This window comes from Rhizobium ecuadorense, assembly GCF_001187535.1.
Lineage (GTDB): Bacteria > Pseudomonadota > Alphaproteobacteria > Rhizobiales > Rhizobiaceae > Rhizobium > Rhizobium ecuadorense.
Map to the genome: position 1 here is coordinate 106104 of NZ_LFIO01000023.1, position 15479 is coordinate 121582.

16 protein-coding genes are annotated in these 15479 nt (G+C 62.8%); 15 read left to right on the plus strand and 1 reads right to left on the minus strand.

Annotated features, from left to right (window positions below; genetic code table 11):
• The first annotated feature begins 5 nt into the window (after positions 1–5).
• From AF337_RS01215 to murJ, 3 genes are all read left to right on the plus strand, one after another.
• Positions 6–281: a hypothetical protein gene (locus AF337_RS01215; protein ID WP_007633762.1), complete on the plus strand. Its 276-nt coding sequence runs from the start codon at positions 6–8 to the stop codon at positions 279–281.
• A gap of 108 nt (positions 282–389) precedes the next feature.
• Positions 390–3296 (plus strand): [protein-PII] uridylyltransferase, encoded by a 2907-nt coding sequence (locus tag AF337_RS01220; RefSeq protein ID WP_049730693.1) that lies wholly within the window; start codon positions 390–392, stop codon positions 3294–3296.
• Positions 3297–3321: 25 nt separating this feature from the next.
• Positions 3322–4908, plus strand: coding sequence for a murein biosynthesis integral membrane protein MurJ (gene murJ / locus AF337_RS01225; RefSeq protein WP_049730694.1), 1587 nt, complete (start codon positions 3322–3324; stop codon positions 4906–4908).
• A 260-nt stretch (positions 4909–5168) separates the two neighbouring features.
• Here murJ and AF337_RS01230 read toward each other — a convergent pair whose 3' ends face one another.
• Positions 5169–5597, minus strand: a complete 429-nt coding sequence (locus AF337_RS01230; protein ID WP_049730695.1) for a YcbK family protein — start codon at positions 5595–5597, stop codon at positions 5169–5171.
• Between the two features lie 187 nt (positions 5598–5784).
• Here AF337_RS01230 and AF337_RS01235 point away from each other — a divergent pair, with 187 nt between their 5' ends.
• From AF337_RS01235 to AF337_RS01290, 12 genes are all read left to right on the plus strand, one after another.
• Complete coding sequence (locus tag AF337_RS01235) at positions 5785–6183, plus strand: VOC family protein (RefSeq protein WP_049730696.1); 399 nt, start codon at positions 5785–5787, stop codon at positions 6181–6183.
• A gap of 121 nt (positions 6184–6304) precedes the next feature.
• Positions 6305–7369 carry a tryptophan--tRNA ligase gene (gene trpS, locus AF337_RS01240; RefSeq protein ID WP_049730697.1) on the plus strand — a complete coding sequence of 355 codons (1065 nt, stop codon included), beginning with the start codon at positions 6305–6307 and terminating at the stop codon, positions 7367–7369.
• Between the two features lie 131 nt (positions 7370–7500).
• The gene (locus tag AF337_RS01245; protein WP_049730698.1) at positions 7501–7992 is read left to right on the plus strand and encodes a universal stress protein; all 492 of its coding nucleotides are present in this window, start codon (positions 7501–7503) and stop codon (positions 7990–7992) included.
• A 105-nt stretch (positions 7993–8097) separates the two neighbouring features.
• Positions 8098–8664 carry a NifU family protein gene (locus AF337_RS01250; RefSeq protein ID WP_049730790.1) on the plus strand — a complete coding sequence of 189 codons (567 nt, stop codon included), beginning with the start codon at positions 8098–8100 and terminating at the stop codon, positions 8662–8664.
• 86 nt (positions 8665–8750) lie between these two features.
• Positions 8751–9413 carry a tRNA (adenosine(37)-N6)-threonylcarbamoyltransferase complex dimerization subunit type 1 TsaB gene (gene tsaB / locus AF337_RS01255; RefSeq protein WP_049730699.1) on the plus strand — a complete coding sequence of 221 codons (663 nt, stop codon included), beginning with the start codon at positions 8751–8753 and terminating at the stop codon, positions 9411–9413.
• The gene (locus AF337_RS01260) at positions 9410–9910 is read left to right on the plus strand and encodes a GNAT family N-acetyltransferase (RefSeq protein ID WP_193393560.1); all 501 of its coding nucleotides are present in this window, start codon (positions 9410–9412) and stop codon (positions 9908–9910) included. The genes tsaB and AF337_RS01260 overlap by 4 nt, the downstream gene beginning before the upstream one ends.
• 85 nt (positions 9911–9995) lie before the next feature.
• Positions 9996–10424: a Fur family transcriptional regulator gene (locus AF337_RS01265; RefSeq protein ID WP_049730701.1), complete on the plus strand. Its 429-nt coding sequence runs from the start codon at positions 9996–9998 to the stop codon at positions 10422–10424.
• Between the two features lie 27 nt (positions 10425–10451).
• Positions 10452–11249 (plus strand): lyso-ornithine lipid O-acyltransferase, encoded by a 798-nt coding sequence (olsA, locus tag AF337_RS01270; protein WP_049730702.1) that lies wholly within the window; start codon positions 10452–10454, stop codon positions 11247–11249.
• 49 nt (positions 11250–11298) lie between these two features.
• Positions 11299–12708 carry a tRNA (N6-isopentenyl adenosine(37)-C2)-methylthiotransferase MiaB gene (gene miaB / locus AF337_RS01275; RefSeq protein WP_049730703.1) on the plus strand — a complete coding sequence of 470 codons (1410 nt, stop codon included), beginning with the start codon at positions 11299–11301 and terminating at the stop codon, positions 12706–12708.
• Positions 12709–12726: 18 nt separating this feature from the next.
• Complete coding sequence (locus AF337_RS01280; RefSeq protein ID WP_049730704.1) at positions 12727–13779, plus strand: PhoH family protein; 1053 nt, start codon at positions 12727–12729, stop codon at positions 13777–13779.
• The gene (gene ybeY / locus AF337_RS01285) at positions 13779–14294 is read left to right on the plus strand and encodes an rRNA maturation RNase YbeY (RefSeq protein ID WP_049730705.1); all 516 of its coding nucleotides are present in this window, start codon (positions 13779–13781) and stop codon (positions 14292–14294) included. The genes AF337_RS01280 and ybeY overlap by 1 nt, the downstream gene beginning before the upstream one ends.
• Positions 14291–15445 (plus strand): hemolysin family protein, encoded by a 1155-nt coding sequence (locus AF337_RS01290; RefSeq protein WP_049730706.1) that lies wholly within the window; start codon positions 14291–14293, stop codon positions 15443–15445. Before ybeY ends, AF337_RS01290 begins: the two co-directional genes overlap by 4 nt.
• The last annotated feature ends 34 nt before the right edge of the window (positions 15446–15479 follow it).

A 15479-nucleotide genomic window follows, 5' to 3' on the forward strand; every position in this document is an offset into this window, starting at 1 on the left:
ACGCGATGTTCATGGAAAAGCTGGTTCGCGAAACGGAGCGCCTGTCGCTCATCTGCTCGATGCTCGACACGATGCGGCGCGCCGACGCCGACCGCAATGCGCGCGGCTGGACGTCGCCGATCGGCATGCTGAAAATCACCCGCTGTTGCGCTATGATCTCAGAACTCGGCACATCAATCGCCAAGGCCGGCTATCGCGAATGCGACCGGCAGTCGCTTGAGGAGATCATGAGAGAGACACGGCAGGTGCTGCATTTGCTGAATGCGCGGGCCGCCCTCTGAGTTTTTCGGGAAAGCTGTCGCGCGGCTTACCAACACCATTTCGCCAAATTTAAAGGTTCTTGCAGTATGAGGGCGCGTGTCGATCGCCTGACAAAGGGGTTATAGCGCATGCAGACGAAACACGAGGCGAGCCGGGATCCGGCCGCCCGGCATGAACAGGAAACTGCCCCGGCGACAGCGATGCGCGCGCTTGATCTTTCCCATATCCTCGACGTCGAACTCTTGCAGAAGCAGTGCGACGCCGTTGCCGAGGCCAACCGCAACCGGCCCGACGTGCTGCGCGCCGACCTTCTCGCCGTCCTGAAAAAGGCAAGCACGGAAGGCCGGCAGAAGGCACGGGCCGCGCTGATGGCCGATGGCGGCGGACTGAATTGCGCCTACCGGATTTCCTGGCTGCAGGACCAGATCATCACCGTCCTCTACAATTTCGCCACCGCACATATCTTTCCGCAGCAGAAGGACAAGTTCACGGTCACCGCCGTCGGCGGCTACGGCCGCGACACGCTGGCGCCGGGCTCCGATATCGACCTGCTCTTCCTCTTCCCGCCGCGGCCGACTGAGGAGACGCACAAGGCGGTCGAATTCATGCTCTACGTCCTCTGGGACATGGGCTTCAAAGTCGGCCACGCCACCCGCACGGTGGAGGAATGCATCGCGCTTTCGAAATCCGACATGACGATCCGCACCGCCATCCTCGAGATGCGCTACATCTGCGGCCTGGAGCGGCTGGAAACCGAGCTCGAGACCCGCTTCGACAAGGAAATCGTCACCGGCACCGGCCCTGAATTCATCGCCGCCAAGCTTGCCGAGCGCGACGAGCGCCACCGCAAGGCTGGTGATACACGTTATCTCGTCGAGCCCAACGTCAAGGAAGGCAAGGGCGGGCTTCGCGACCTGCACACGCTGTTCTGGATCTCGAAATATTATTATCACGTGCGCGACCAGGCGGAACTGGTCAAGCTCGGCGTCCTGTCGAAGCACGAATACCGTCTGCTCGAAAAGGCCGACGATTTCCTCTGGGCGGTACGCTGCCATATGCACTTCCTCACCGGCAAGGCCGAGGAGCGGCTGTCCTTCGACATCCAGCGCGACATCGCCGAAGCCTTCGGCTATCACACCCGGCCGGGCCTATCGGCCGTCGAGCGCTTCATGAAGCACTATTTCCTTGTCGCCAAGGATGTCGGTGATCTGACCCGCATCCTCTGCGCCGCGCTCGAAGACCAGCAGGCGAAGTCGATCCCCGGCCTCACCGGCGTCATAAGCCGTTTCACCCATCGCACCCGCAAGATCGCCGGCAGCGTCGAATTCGTCGAGGATCGCGGCCGCATCGCGCTTGCCGATGCGGAGGTGTTCAAGCGCGATCCTGTCAGCATCCTCCGGCTCTTCCACGTCGCCGACATCAACGGGCTGGAATTCCACCCGGACGCGCTGAAACGCGTCACCCGTTCGCTGGCGCTGATCGACAACCGGCTCAGGGAAAACGACGAAGCCAACCGCCTGTTCATGTCGATCCTGACATCAAAGCGCGATCCGGCGCTGATCCTGCGGCGGATGAACGAGGCCGGCGTGCTTGGCCGCTTCATTCCCGAATTCGGCAAGATCGTCGCGATGATGCAGTTCAACATGTATCACCACTATACGGTCGACGAACATCTGATCCGCACCGTCGACGTGCTCTCCGAGATCGACAAGTCGCGGTCCGAGGATCTGCACCCGCTGGCGAACAAGCTGATCGCGAACATCGAGGACCGCGAGGCGCTCTACGTCGCCGTGCTTCTCCACGATATTGCCAAGGGGCGGCTGGAGGATCACTCGATCGCCGGCGCCCGCGTCGCCCGCAAGCTCTGCGCCCGCTTCGGCCTGTCGCAGAAGCAGACGGAAATCGTCGTCTGGTTGATCGAGGAACATCTGACCATGTCGATGGTCGCGCAGACCCGCGACCTCACCGACCGCAAGACCATCACCGATTTCGCCGACCGGGTGCAGTCGCTCGACCGGCTGAAGATGCTGCTGATCCTGACGATCTGCGATATCCGCGCCGTCGGCCCCGGCGTCTGGAACGGCTGGAAGGGCCAGCTTCTGCGCACGCTCTATTATGAAACCGAGCTGCTGCTGGCCGGCGGTTTCTCGGAAGTCTCGCGCAAGGAGCGGGCGAACGCCGCCGCCGAGGCGTTGCGCGGCGCGCTCTCCGACTGGAGCCAGAAGGACCGCAACACCTATACCAAGCTGCATTACCAGCCCTATCTGCTCTCCGTGCCGCTTGAGGACCAGATCCGTCACGCCCATTTCATCCGCCAGGCCGACAAGGCAGGCCAGGCGCTCGCCACGACGGTGCGCACCGACAGTTTCCACGCGATCACCGAAATCACCGTGCTGTCGCCCGACCACCCGCGCCTGCTCGCCGTCATTGCCGGCGCTTGTGCCGCCGCCGGCGCCAACATCGTCGACGCGCAGATTTTCACGACGTCGGACGGCCGGGCGCTCGATACGATCCATGTCAGCCGCGAATTTTCCGACGATGCCGACGAACTGCGTCGTGCCGGCACGATCGGACGGATGATTGAGGACGTGCTGTCCGGCCGCAAGCGGCTGCCGGAGGTGATCGCCACGCGGGCGCGCAACCGCAAGAAGAACAAGGCCTTCGTCATTCCGCCGTCGGTCAACATCACCAACAGCCTGTCGAACAAGTTCACGGTCATCGAGGTCGAATGCCTCGACCGGCCGGGACTTCTGTCGGAGATCACCGCCGTGCTCTCCGATCTGTCGCTCGACATCCAGTCGGCCCGCATCACCACCTTCGGCGAGAAGGTGATCGACACCTTCTACGTCACCGATCTGGTCGGACAGAAAATATCCGGCGACAGCAAGCGCGCCAACATCACCGCCCGGATGAAGGCCGTCATGGCCGAAGAGGAAGACGAACTGCGCGAGCGCATGCCCTCCGGCATTATCGCGCCGGCCGCCACCGCCCGGACATCACCTTCAGCCGACAAGAAAGCCGATTCCCCCGCATGAGCCCCACACGCATGAGCCAATACGCATGAGTCTCGTCAAGAAATTCGCGACCGTCGGCGGCGCCACCCTCGGCAGCCGCATCTTCGGCTTCGCCCGCGAAACGCTGATGGCCGCCGCACTCGGCACCGGACCGATGGCCGACGTCTTCTATGCCGCCTTCCGTTTTCCGAACCTGTTCCGCCGGCTGTTTGCCGAAGGCGCCTTCAACGCCGCCTTCGTGCCGCTTTTTGCCAAGGAGATCGAGGCGAACGGCACGGATGGCGCCAAGCGCTTTTCCGAAGAAGTGTTCGGCGTGCTGTTTTCGGTGCTGCTGCTCATCACCATCGTGATGGAGCTTGCGATGCCGCTCCTGGTGCGCTTCGTCATCGCGCCGGGCTTTGCCGACGATCCCGAGAAATTCTCGATCACCATCCGCATGGCGGCGGTGATGTTTCCCTATCTGATGTGCATGTCGCTGACGGCGATGATGAGCGGCATGCTGAATTCGCTGCATCATTTTTTCGCCGCGGCCATCGCGCCGGTTTTCCTCAACGTGGTGATGATCGGGGCGCTGTTTTATGCGCTCTATACCGGCGCCGATCCGCTGGCGACGGCCTGGTATCTCTCCTTTGGCGTGCTTGCCGCCGGCGTCCTGCAGCTCGCCGTCGTCTATGTCGGCGTGCTGGCGGCCGGCATGAGCATCGGTTTCCGCTTCCCGAAGATGACGCCGAACGTCAAGCGGCTGCTGATCCTGGCGGTGCCGGCGGCGGTGACCGGCGGCATCACCCAGATCAACCAGCTGATCGGCCAGGCGATCGCCTCGTCGCGCGACGGCGCGATCGCAGCGCTGCAATATGCCGACCGCATCTATCAGCTGCCGCTCGGCGTCGTCGGTGTCGCCGTCGGCGTGGTGCTGCTGCCGGAACTTGCCCGGGCGCTGAAGGGCGGCCATCTGCGCGAGGCCGGAAACCTGCAGAACCGCTCGATCGAATTCGTGCTGTTCCTGACGATCCCCGCCGCCTTCGCGCTGTGGATCCTCTCCGACGAGATCATCCGCGTGCTCTATGAGCGCGGCGCCTTCCATCAGGAAAACACCGCCGTCGTCGGCTCGATCCTGGCGATCTACGGCATCGGCCTGCCCGCCTTCGTGCTGATCAAGGCGCTGCAGCCGGGCTTCTATGCCCGTGAGGACACCAAGACGCCGATGCGCTTTTCGGCGATCGCGGTTGCGACCAACTGCGCCACGGCGCTGACCCTCTTTCCCTATATGGGCGCGCCCGGCATCGCCGTTGCCGAAGCCACCGCCGGCTGGATCAGCACTATGCTGCTGTTCACCACGCTTCTGCGCCGTGGCCATCTGACATGGGAATGGGCGCTGGCAAAACGCACCGTCCTGCTGATCGTCGCCGCAGCCGTCATGGGCGGGGCGATCGTGTTCCTCAAGCAGCATTTTGCGCCCGCGCTTGCCTCCGGCGCGCCGCTTCTTACCAAGATCGGCACGCTCGGATTGCTGATTGCCATTGCCATGCTGGTCTATTTCGCCGCCGCCTTCCTGATCGGCGGGGCCGATCTCGGCATGATCCGGCGCAACCTGAACCGCAAGCCGGTGGCGGCGAAGGACGCGCAAAACTAGGCGATTGCCGGTGCCGGCCCCTTGCATGCCGGCACCAACCGTCGAGCCACAAGACCCCTCCCCAACCCCTCCCCACAAAAGGGAGGGACTTAGATGCCGCGCCCGACGTGTTCCATTTCACTGTTTCATCCGCAGAAAGGTTGCTGCTTAGCGCTATACAGTGCGCTAGGTTAGCCCCTCCCCCTTGTGGGGAGGGGTTGGGGAGGGGTCTTCGCCGGCCACGAACCGGACAACCATTGGACAAGGGCGGGCAGCACTTTTCAGCAATCGACCCATCGCCGCTGCGGCCCGACGTCGACATGGACGATGCCGTTGCAATAAGTGCCGATGCCGCCGATGCCCGGCGCGCTTCTGGCGGCTGCGATGATGGTGCGCTCCGAGAGGCCCGGCATCCTGATATCGGCCGCCAGGCATTTGCCGTGCAGGGATCCATGGCGGCGGGGATGCGGCCTGAGGCCGGAGGTGATCATCGGCCGGCGTCCGGTTTTTGCGGCGATATGCGACAGCACCGCCCGAAGACGCTCGGGAAAACAGCCGGCACGGACGCTGACGGTCTGGACCGTGTAGGCAAGGCGCGCCTCCTGCTTGGGAATATGGATGGCCGGTCTCTTGCTGTCTTGACCGACGGCGCCGGTTGCGGATTGTAGGGCGAAAAGGCCTGCCATGGCGAGCAAACTGGCGTTCTGCATGGTCCCTCCGGGCGGTTGACAGGGCGGCCATCGCACGCCCCTGCGCGATCGAGGATTTTCAGTTCAATAAAAGCTTTTCTGTGAAATTTTATACTCAATTGTGGGTAAACAACTTGATCATTTTGGCTTAAAACAACGGATATTGCCGATCCAAATTGGAATAAACATCTCAATCGGGAGATATGACATGACGATCCAGTCGCTTTTCCTCGTCACCCTCGTCGTCGACGACTACGACCGCGCCAAGGCTTTCTACTGCGACGCCCTCGCTTTCGATTGCCTTCAGGACGAGAAACAACCGGAGGGCAAGCGCTGGGTGGTGGTGAGGCCCAAAGGGGGAGAGGGCGCCGCCTTTCTGCTGGCGCAGGCGGCAAACGAGACGCAGCGGGCGGCGATCGGCAACCAGACCGGCGGCCGTGTCGGCTTCTTCCTGAAGACCGATGATTTCGCCCGCGACCATGCCGCAATGCTGGCAGCCGGTGTGCGCTTTCTCGAAGAGCCGCGGTATGAGGTTTACGGCACGGTCGCGGTGTTTTGCGATCCCTACGGCAACAGCTTCGATCTGATCCAGCATGCCACGGCCTGAACCCCTTGATTGCGACCGGTTGCCCGTGCATAAGCCGCGGCGTTGGCGACATGGGTGAACAACCCTGTTGCCATGCAGCAAACCAAAGCTGTGGGCCCTCCACCAGCCTATCGAGGACGACATGAGCGAATTCAAGAAACTCGTATTCTCCGGCGTGCAGCCGACCGGCAATCTGCATCTCGGCAATTATCTCGGCGCGATCCGCCGCTTCGTGGCGCTGCAGGAAGGCAATGACTGCATCTATTGCGTCGTCGACATGCATGCGCTCACCGCCCAGCTGGTGCATGAGGACATGCCGAGCCAGACGCGCTCGATCGCCGCCGCCTTCATCGCCGCCGGCATCGATCCGGAAAAACATATCGTCTTCAACCAGTCGGCCGTGCCGCAGCATGCCGAACTTGCCTGGATCTTCAACTGCGTCGCCCGCATCGGCTGGATGAACCGCATGACGCAGTTCAAGGACAAGGCCGGCAAGGACCGCGAGCAAGCCTCACTCGGCCTTTACGCCTATCCGAGCCTGATGGCCGCCGACATTCTCGTCTATCGCGCCACCCATGTGCCGGTCGGTGAGGATCAGAAGCAGCATCTGGAACTTGCCCGCGACATCGCGATGAAGTTCAACCTCGATTATGCCGAGCATATCGGCAGGACCGGTTATGGGGTCGACATCACCGTCGGCAACGAGCCGGTGCATGCCTATTTCCCGATGGTCGAGCCGCTGATCGGCGGGCCGGCGCCGCGCGTCATGTCGTTGCGCGACGGCACCAAGAAAATGTCGAAATCCGACCCTTCCGACCTGTCGCGCATCAACCTGATGGACGACGAGGACGCGATCTCGAAGAAGATCCGCAAGGCAAAGACCGATCCGGACGGCTTGCCGAGCGAGGTGGACGGGCTGCAGGGCCGGCCGGAAGCCGACAATCTGGTGGCGATCTATGCCGCATTGGCCGACAAGTCCAAGGCCGACGTGCTTGCCGAATTCGGCGGCCAGCAATTCTCCGTCTTCAAGCCGGCGCTGGTCGATCTCGCCATTCATGTGCTGGCGCCGATCACCGGCGAGATGCGCCGGCTGATGGACGATACCAGCCATATCGACGCGATCCTGCGCAAGGGCGGCGAACGCGCCAGGGCCCGCGCCGAGGTGACGATGCGCCAAGTACGCGACGTTATCGGCTTCCTCTATTGAGGGTGACTCTTCTTCTCCCCGCTTAGGGGCGAAGGGGACCCTCGTCTGGGGAGAAGGGAACCTTCTCCCGGGGGGAGAAGAGGAAAAACTGGGCTTGCAAATTTTCCGCTTCGGGTGTCAGAGTCCGCGCCATGGTATCGAAGCGACTCTCACGGCTCGAAGGTCATCGCCGCAAATTCATGGCGGTGATCGACGGTACACCCGAATGCCAGCGCGCCGTTCATTATGCCGGCCGGCGCGCGAAGAATTCCAATGGCGGGCTGGTGCTGCTCTACGTCATCCCCGACGGGGATTTCCAGCAATGGCTGGGCGTCGAGGCGATCATGCGGGCCGAGGCGCGCGAGGAGGCCGAGGCGGTGGTTGCCAAGATCGCCCAGATCGTGCGCGAGACGATCGGCATCGAGCCGGAGATCGTCATCCGCGAAGGCGGTGCGGCCGAACAGATCAACGCGGTGATCGAGGAAGACCGCGATGTCGCGATCCTCGTTCTGGCCGCCGGTTCGGCGAAGGAAGGTCCGGGACCACTGGTCTCGTCGATCGCCGGCCGGGCGGCGGCGTTTCCGATCCCGGTCACGGTGCTGCCGGATACGCTGACCAACGAGGAAATCGACGCCCTCTGCTGAGAATTTCTTGAGTAAAAATCTCTTGAATGGTACCGGCAATCGGCTTATCTTCTTTTGAAGAATTCTAAAGACGGCGAAGCCATGGGCAGCCGCATGGAGACCCAGATGTTCATTCAGACCGAAGCCACGCCGAACCCCGCCACGCAGAAGTTCCTGCCGGGCAAGGTGGTGATGGAAAACGGCACGGCCGAGTTCCGCAGTGCTGCGGAAGCCGAAGCTTCGCCGCTCGCTGCCCGCCTGTTCGAAATCCCTGGAGTCACCGGCGTCTACTTCGGCTATGATTTCATTTCCGTTTCCAAGGACGATGCCGAATGGCAGCATCTTAAGCCGGCTATATTAGGCTCGATCATGGAGCATTTCATGTCCGGCAAGCCGGTTATGGGCGATGCCTCGATCCTTTCCGAGGACGTCGATGCCGGCGACGAGTTCTTTGACGAAGGCGACGAATCGATCGTGCTGACCATCAAGGAACTGCTGGAGACCCGCGTGCGGCCGGCCGTTGCCCAGGATGGCGGCGATATCACCTTCCGCGGTTTCAAGGACGGCAAGGTCTATCTGAACATGAAGGGGTCCTGCGCCGGCTGCCCGTCTTCGACGGCGACGCTGAAGCACGGCGTCCAGAACCTGCTGCGCCATTTCGTCCCGGAAGTGCAGGAAGTGATTGCCGCTTAAAATGTGAGTTCGTCCGGCCGTTCATCTCCCGTTCGGCCGGATGAATTTATAATCGGGCGACAATAGATTTTTCGGAAATTGATGGCATGATTGTTCTGGCGCTCGACACGGCAGGTGTAGACTGCGCTGCCGCCGTTTACGACAGCGGCAGGAATACGATGCTGGGGGAGGCATCGGACATGATCGGCAAGGGGCATGCTGAACATCTGATCGGTATCGTCGATCGCGCGCTGGAACAGGCCGATATGACGCTATCCGATATCGACCGGATTGCCGTCACCATCGGTCCCGGCTCGTTTACCGGCATCCGCGTCGGGGTTGCCGCCGCCCGCGGTTTTGCGCTTTCCCTCAATGTGCCCGCCGTCGGCGTCACCACGCTCGAGGTCATGGCATCAGCCCAGCGCGAGAAGACGCCTCATCGCGCCGTGCTGGCAGCGATGGACGCCAAGCGGGACGAAATCTACCTCCAGTCCTTTTCATCAGACGGTTCGCCCCTCGACGCGCCACGGGCGCTAAGCGTCGCGCACGCGCAAGCTTTTGCTGAAAGCTTCGACGGAGAGATCACCGGTTCGGCGACGCCGCTCTTGAAGGCCGACGCCGGCAGCGATCACAGCAACAGTTTCCCGATCTCTATCGTGGCGCGCCTCGGTGCTGCCGCCTCCCCCGATGCCGGAAAGCCGAAGCCCCTTTATCTGCGCGGACCCGATGCCAAGCCGCAGGCCGGGTATGCGATTGCCCGACGAGTATGACGATGCTGGAAGCCTATCTGACGCTGAAGCCGGAATTCGAGATCATTGCCATGGAGCGCGAGGATTGCCGCGATGTCGCCGTCCTGCACGGCGAGCGTTTTGCCCGGCCCTGGGGCGACGGTGAATTTCACGGATTGCTGATGCAGGAGACCGTGTTCGGCTTCGTCGCGCGCCAGACCAACGCCATCCTGAAAAAACCGCTTCCCGGCTTCATCCTGGCCCGCCATGTCGCGGGCGAAGCGGAGATCCTGACGATCGCCGTCCAGGCCAAGGTCGCCCGCGCCGGGCTCGGCTGGCGGCTGATGCAGGCGGCGATACGGGAAGCGCGCGCCCGCGGCGGCGAGAGCATGTTTCTCGAAGTCGACGACGGCAATACGGCAGCGCTTGGCCTCTATCGCAAGCTCGGCTTCGAAAAGGTCGGGGAACGCAAGGGTTATTACAAGCAGGAAAACGGCGCCCTCTCCACGGCGCTTGTCATGAAGCGCGTTCTTCGGTAGTTCCCTGCCAGCGAGAAACATGGACGCAGGCACGGCGCAACGCGGTGCGGCGTTTTCGAAACACGAATATCCCTAGAGGCGGGCCATGTCTGATGTAGCCAAGACCCTTGAGGAGCTTTGCACCGAACGCGGCATGCGCATGACCGAGCAGCGCCGCGTGATCGCGCGCATCCTGGAAGACTCCGAAGACCATCCCGACGTCGAGGAACTCTACCGCCGCTCGGTGAAGGTCGATGCGAAGATCTCGATCTCGACCGTCTACCGCACCGTGAAACTGTTCGAGGATGCCGGCATCATCGCCCGCCACGACTTCCGCGACGGGCGCTCGCGCTACGAAACGGTGCCGGAAGAGCATCACGACCACCTGATCGATCTGAAGACCGGCACGGTCATCGAATTCCGCTCGCCGGAGATCGAAGCGCTGCAGGAGCGCATCGCCCGCGAGCACGGCTTTCAGCTGGTCGACCACCGGCTGGAGCTCTACGGCATCCCGCTGAAGAAGGACGATCTCTGAAGCGATGGCCGCCCGGGGGACCAGCATTTGATCGCCTGGCTGCGTATTGTCTGCGCTGCGGTCATCATCCTGGCCGTCAGCATCGTGCTCGTACCGCTGCAGCTGCTCGCCCTGCGTTTCGACTGGCGGCTGCGGCGCCGGCTGCCGCGCGTCTGGCACCGCATCGTCTGCTATTGTCTCGGCATCCGCGTCCGCGTCACCGGCCGGTTGGAAGAGCGCCGGCCGCTGATGCTCTGCTCCAACCATTCCTCCTGGATGGATATTATGGTGATGTCGGCGGTTGCCGACGTTGCCTTCATCGCCAAGATCGAGGTGGCCGACTGGCCGATCTTCGGCACGCTCGCCAAGCTGCAGAAGAGCGTCTTCGTCGTGCGCGAAGAGAGACGCAAGACCGGCCATCAGGCAAACGAGATCGCCGGGCGCATGGCCGACGGCGAGATCGTCGTGCTCTTTCCTGAGGGCACGACCTCGGACGGCAACCGGCTGCTGGAGGTCAAATCCTCGCTGTTCGGCGCCGCCGCGATGGCCGTGCCCGCTTCGCCGACGGGCATCGTCGTGGTGCAGCCGGTGGCTGTCGCCTATACGAGGGTGCACGGCATCGCCATGGGCCGCTATCACCGGCCGCTTGCCGCCTGGCCGGGGGATATCGAGCTGCTGCCGCACCTCCTCGACATCGTGCGCTGCGGCGCCATCGACGCCGAAGTTTCCTTCGGCGAGGCGGTGGAATACCGCGCCGACACCAATCGCAAGGAGGTGAGCGCGGCCATTGCCTCACGCATTCGCAACCTGTTGAACAGCCGCCTGCGCGGGCGGGAAATCTCCTAACGTAAGATTTCGATTTTCTCGGGCGGCAAAAACCACTAAATAGCGCGCCATGACACAGGAAAGCGCCCTCCTCCAGGCCCCGGAACAGCTACTCCGCGACGGCTCCAACAGCCGCAAGGTCTTCATCAAGACCTATGGCTGCCAGATGAATGTCTATGATTCCACGCGGATGAGCGATGCGCTTGCCCGCGACGGCTACGAACCGACCGAGGATATGGAAGAGGCCGACCTCGTTCTGCTGAATACCTGCCATATCAGAGAGAAGGCGGCCGAGAAGGTCTATTCGGCGCTCGGGCGGCTGCGCGACATGAAAAAGAGGAAGGCGGTGGACGGCCGGGAGATGATGATCGGCGTTGCCGGCTGCGTCGCCCAGGCCGAAGGCGAGGAGATCCTGCGCCGGGCGCCTGCCGTCGACGTCGTCATCGGCCCGCAGACCTATCACCGCCTGCCGGAGGCGCTGCGCCGGGCCAAGGAGGGCCAGCGCGTCGTCGATACCGAATATGCGATCGAGGACAAGTTCGAGCACCTGCCGATCGCCGAGAGCCGGAAGATCCGCGCCCGCGGCGTCACCGCCTTCCTGACGGTGCAGGAGGGCTGCGACAAGTTCTGCACCTTCTGCGTCGTGCCCTATACGCGCGGCTCGGAAGTGTCGCGGCCGGTTTCTCAGATCGTCGAGGAAGCCGAAAAGCTCGTCGAGGGCGGCGTGCGCGAGATCACCCTGCTCGGGCAGAACGTCAATGCCTGGCACGGTGCCGGGCCGCGGGGCGAGGCATGGAGCCTCGGCGACCTGCTCTACCGGCTTGCCGAGATCCCCGGCCTTGCGCGGCTGCGCTACACCACCAGCCATCCGCGCGACATGGACGACCGGCTGATCGACGCCCACCGCGATCTCCGGGCGCTGATGCCCTATCTGCACCTGCCGGTGCAATCGGGCTCCGACCGTATCCTCAAAGCGATGAACCGGCGCCACACGGCGGCCGAATATCTCTCGCTGATCGCGCGCATCCGCACGGTGCGGCCCGATATCGCGCTGTCGGGCGATTTCATTACCGGCTTTCCGGGGGAGACAGACGCCGATTTTGAGGATACACTCAGGCTTGTGGAGGGGGTCCGTTATGCACAGGCCTTCTCGTTCAAATACTCGACACGGCCGGGCACGCCCGGCGCGGAACTGAAGGACCAGGTGCCGGAAGAGATCAAGGCAGAACGGCTGGAACGCCTGCAAGCGCTTCTCCTGAAGCAGCAGCAGGAATTTGCCGAATCCTGCATCGGCAAAGAGATCGACCTGTTGCTGGAAAAGCCCGGTCGCATGCCGGAACAGCTGATCGGCCGCTCTCCGTGGCTTCAATCCGTGAATGTTGATGCAAAAGCATCGCAAATCGGTGACATTATTAAAGTGCGAATCACCGGAACCGGAAACAACAGCCTGTTTGCCGAACGTGCAGAGGCTGCGGTTTAACCCAAGGAGCCCGACCGCTTGAACGGACAAGAATTGGTTTCTTCTTCACCGCGCCACCCCCGCACGCCGAGCGACTCCAATCACTTTGTCCTGACGTTCGAGAACAACCGCTTCGCCAGCGAGCTCTTCGGTCAATTCGACCAGAACCTCAAGCTGCTTGAGGAACGGCTCAATATCGATGCGCGGGCCCGCGGCAATTCGGTCGTCATATCAGGCGATGTCGTGACCACCAACCAGGCGCGGCGCACTCTCGATTATCTCTATGAAAAGCTTCAGAAAGGCGGCAGCGTGGAACGATCCGACGTCGAGGGCGCAATCCGCATGGCAGTCGCCGCCGACGACCAGCTCAGCCTTCCCACCATGGAGCGCAAGGCCAAGCTGACGATGGCGCAGGTTTCCACCCGCAAGAAGACGATCATCGCCCGCACGCCGACCCAGGACGCCTATATCCGGGCGCTTGAGCGTGCCGAGCTGGTCTTCGGCGTCGGCCCGGCCGGCACCGGCAAGACATATCTCGCCGTCGCCCATGCCGCCCAGCTCCTGGAGCGCGGCGCGGTCGAAAAGATCATTCTGTCGCGCCCGGCGGTCGAAGCCGGCGAGCGCCTCGGCTTCCTGCCTGGCGACATGAAGGAAAAGGTCGATCCTTATCTTCGCCCGCTCTATGACGCGCTCTACGACATGATCCCCGCCGACAAGGTCGACCGGGCGATCACCGCCGGCGTCATCGAAATCGCGCCGCTCGCCTTCATGCGCGGCCGCACGCTCGCCAATGCCGCCATCATCCTCGATGAAGCGCAGAACACGACATCGATGCAGATGAAGATGTTCCTGACGCGTCTCGGCGAAAATGCCCGGATGATCGTCACCGGCGACCCGAGCCAGATCGACCTGCCGCGCGGCGTCAAATCCGGTCTCGTCGAGGCGCTGCAGCTTCTCAACGGCGTCGAGGGCATATCGATCGTGCGCTTCAAGGATACCGACGTCGTCCGCCATCCGCTGGTCGGACGCATCGTCAGGGCCTATGATTCCACCTATGCCGTCGAAACCGAAGCAGCCAGCCGGCAGGACTGATGGCCGAACTCGACATCCAGATCAGCGTCGACGACATCGGCTGGCCGGGCGAGGAAACGCTGCTGTCCTTCTGCGAGCGCGTGCTCGGCGCAGCCGTGGTCTATCTCCGCGACAGCGAGAAGCAGCCCTTCCCGACGATGCCGCCCGAGGTGTCGCTTGTCTTCACCGACGACGCCTCGATTCAGGACATCAACGCCGAATGGCGGGGGAAGGACAAGGCGACAAACGTGCTTTCCTTTCCGGCCTTTCCGGTTCAGCCCGGCACGATGCCCGGTCCGATGCTCGGCGACATCATCATCGCCCGGGAGACGGTAGAGCGGGAAACCATCGAGCTCGAAAAGAGTTTCGACGACCATTTGACCCATCTTCTGGTGCACGGTTTCTTGCATCTTCTCGGCTACGACCATATGAATAGTGCCGAAGCCGAAATTATGGAGGGGCTGGAGACTCGCATTTTGGCGCAGCTCGGCCTATCTGATCCTTACGAGGGTCAAGACCTTAAAATGGAACCATGAGCGACTTTACGACGAAGCCGGCGGCAGACGCCAAGGACTCCGAGCCATCCTCCTCTTCCGACGAGGCGGGCAGTAGTAGTCGGCCATCCGGCCGATCCCAATCCTTCTGGTCGCGCGCCGCGCGCATCCTTCGCCCGCAGCAAGGCTCGCGGCTGCGCGAGGATCTTGCCGACGCGCTGATGACCGATGCGGCGGGAGACGACGCGTTTTCGCCCGACGAACGGGCAATGCTGCACAACATCCTGCGTTTTCGCGAGGTACGCGTCGCCGACGTGATGGTGCCGCGCGCCGATATCGAGGCGGTCGACCAGAATATCACCATCGGCGAGTTGATGATCCTGTTCGAAGAATCCGGCCGCTCGCGCATGCCGGTCTATGCCGATACGCTCGACGATCCGCGCGGCATGGTGCATATCCGCGACCTGCTCTCCTATGTCGCCAAGCAGGCGCGCAACAAACGCCGCGGCCCGACAAAACCGGCCGTTGCCGTGCCGGCGCTGCCGGCGATCGAAGTTGCGCCCGAAAACATCCAGAAGCCCACGCGTTCGGGCAAGCCGAATTTCGATCTCGCCCGCGTCGACTTGCAGAAGACGCTGACGGAAGCCGGCATCATCCGCAAGATCCTGTTCGTGCCGCCGTCGATGCTGGCCTCCGACCTGTTGCGCCGCATGCAGGTGAACCGCACGCAGATGGCGCTCGTCATCGACGAATATGGCGGCACCGACGGCCTCGCCTCGCATGAGGACATCGTCGAAATGGTGGTCGGCGACATCGACGACGAACATGACGACGAAGAGGTGATGTTCAAGCGGGTCGCCGAAGACGTCTTCATCGCCGACGCCCGCGTCGAACTGGAAGAGATCGCCGCAGCGATCGGACCGGATTTCGATATCAGCGAGCAGGTCGACGAGGTCGATACGCTGGGCGGCCTGATCTTCTCCGCACTCGGCCGCATCCCGGTACGCGGCGAGGTCGTTCAGGCGCTCCCCGGTTTCGAATTCCACATTCTCGAGGCCGATCCGCGCCGCATCAAGCGGCTGCGCATCACCCGCAAGCGCCATGCGATCCGCCGCCGCGCCAAGGTCGATGGCGACATCCCGCCCGGCTCTGACGCTGGCGACGACCGGCCGGCGGAATCAACCGCCAACTAAGGCTGTATATTTTGTGCATGTCGTTATCCCGGAA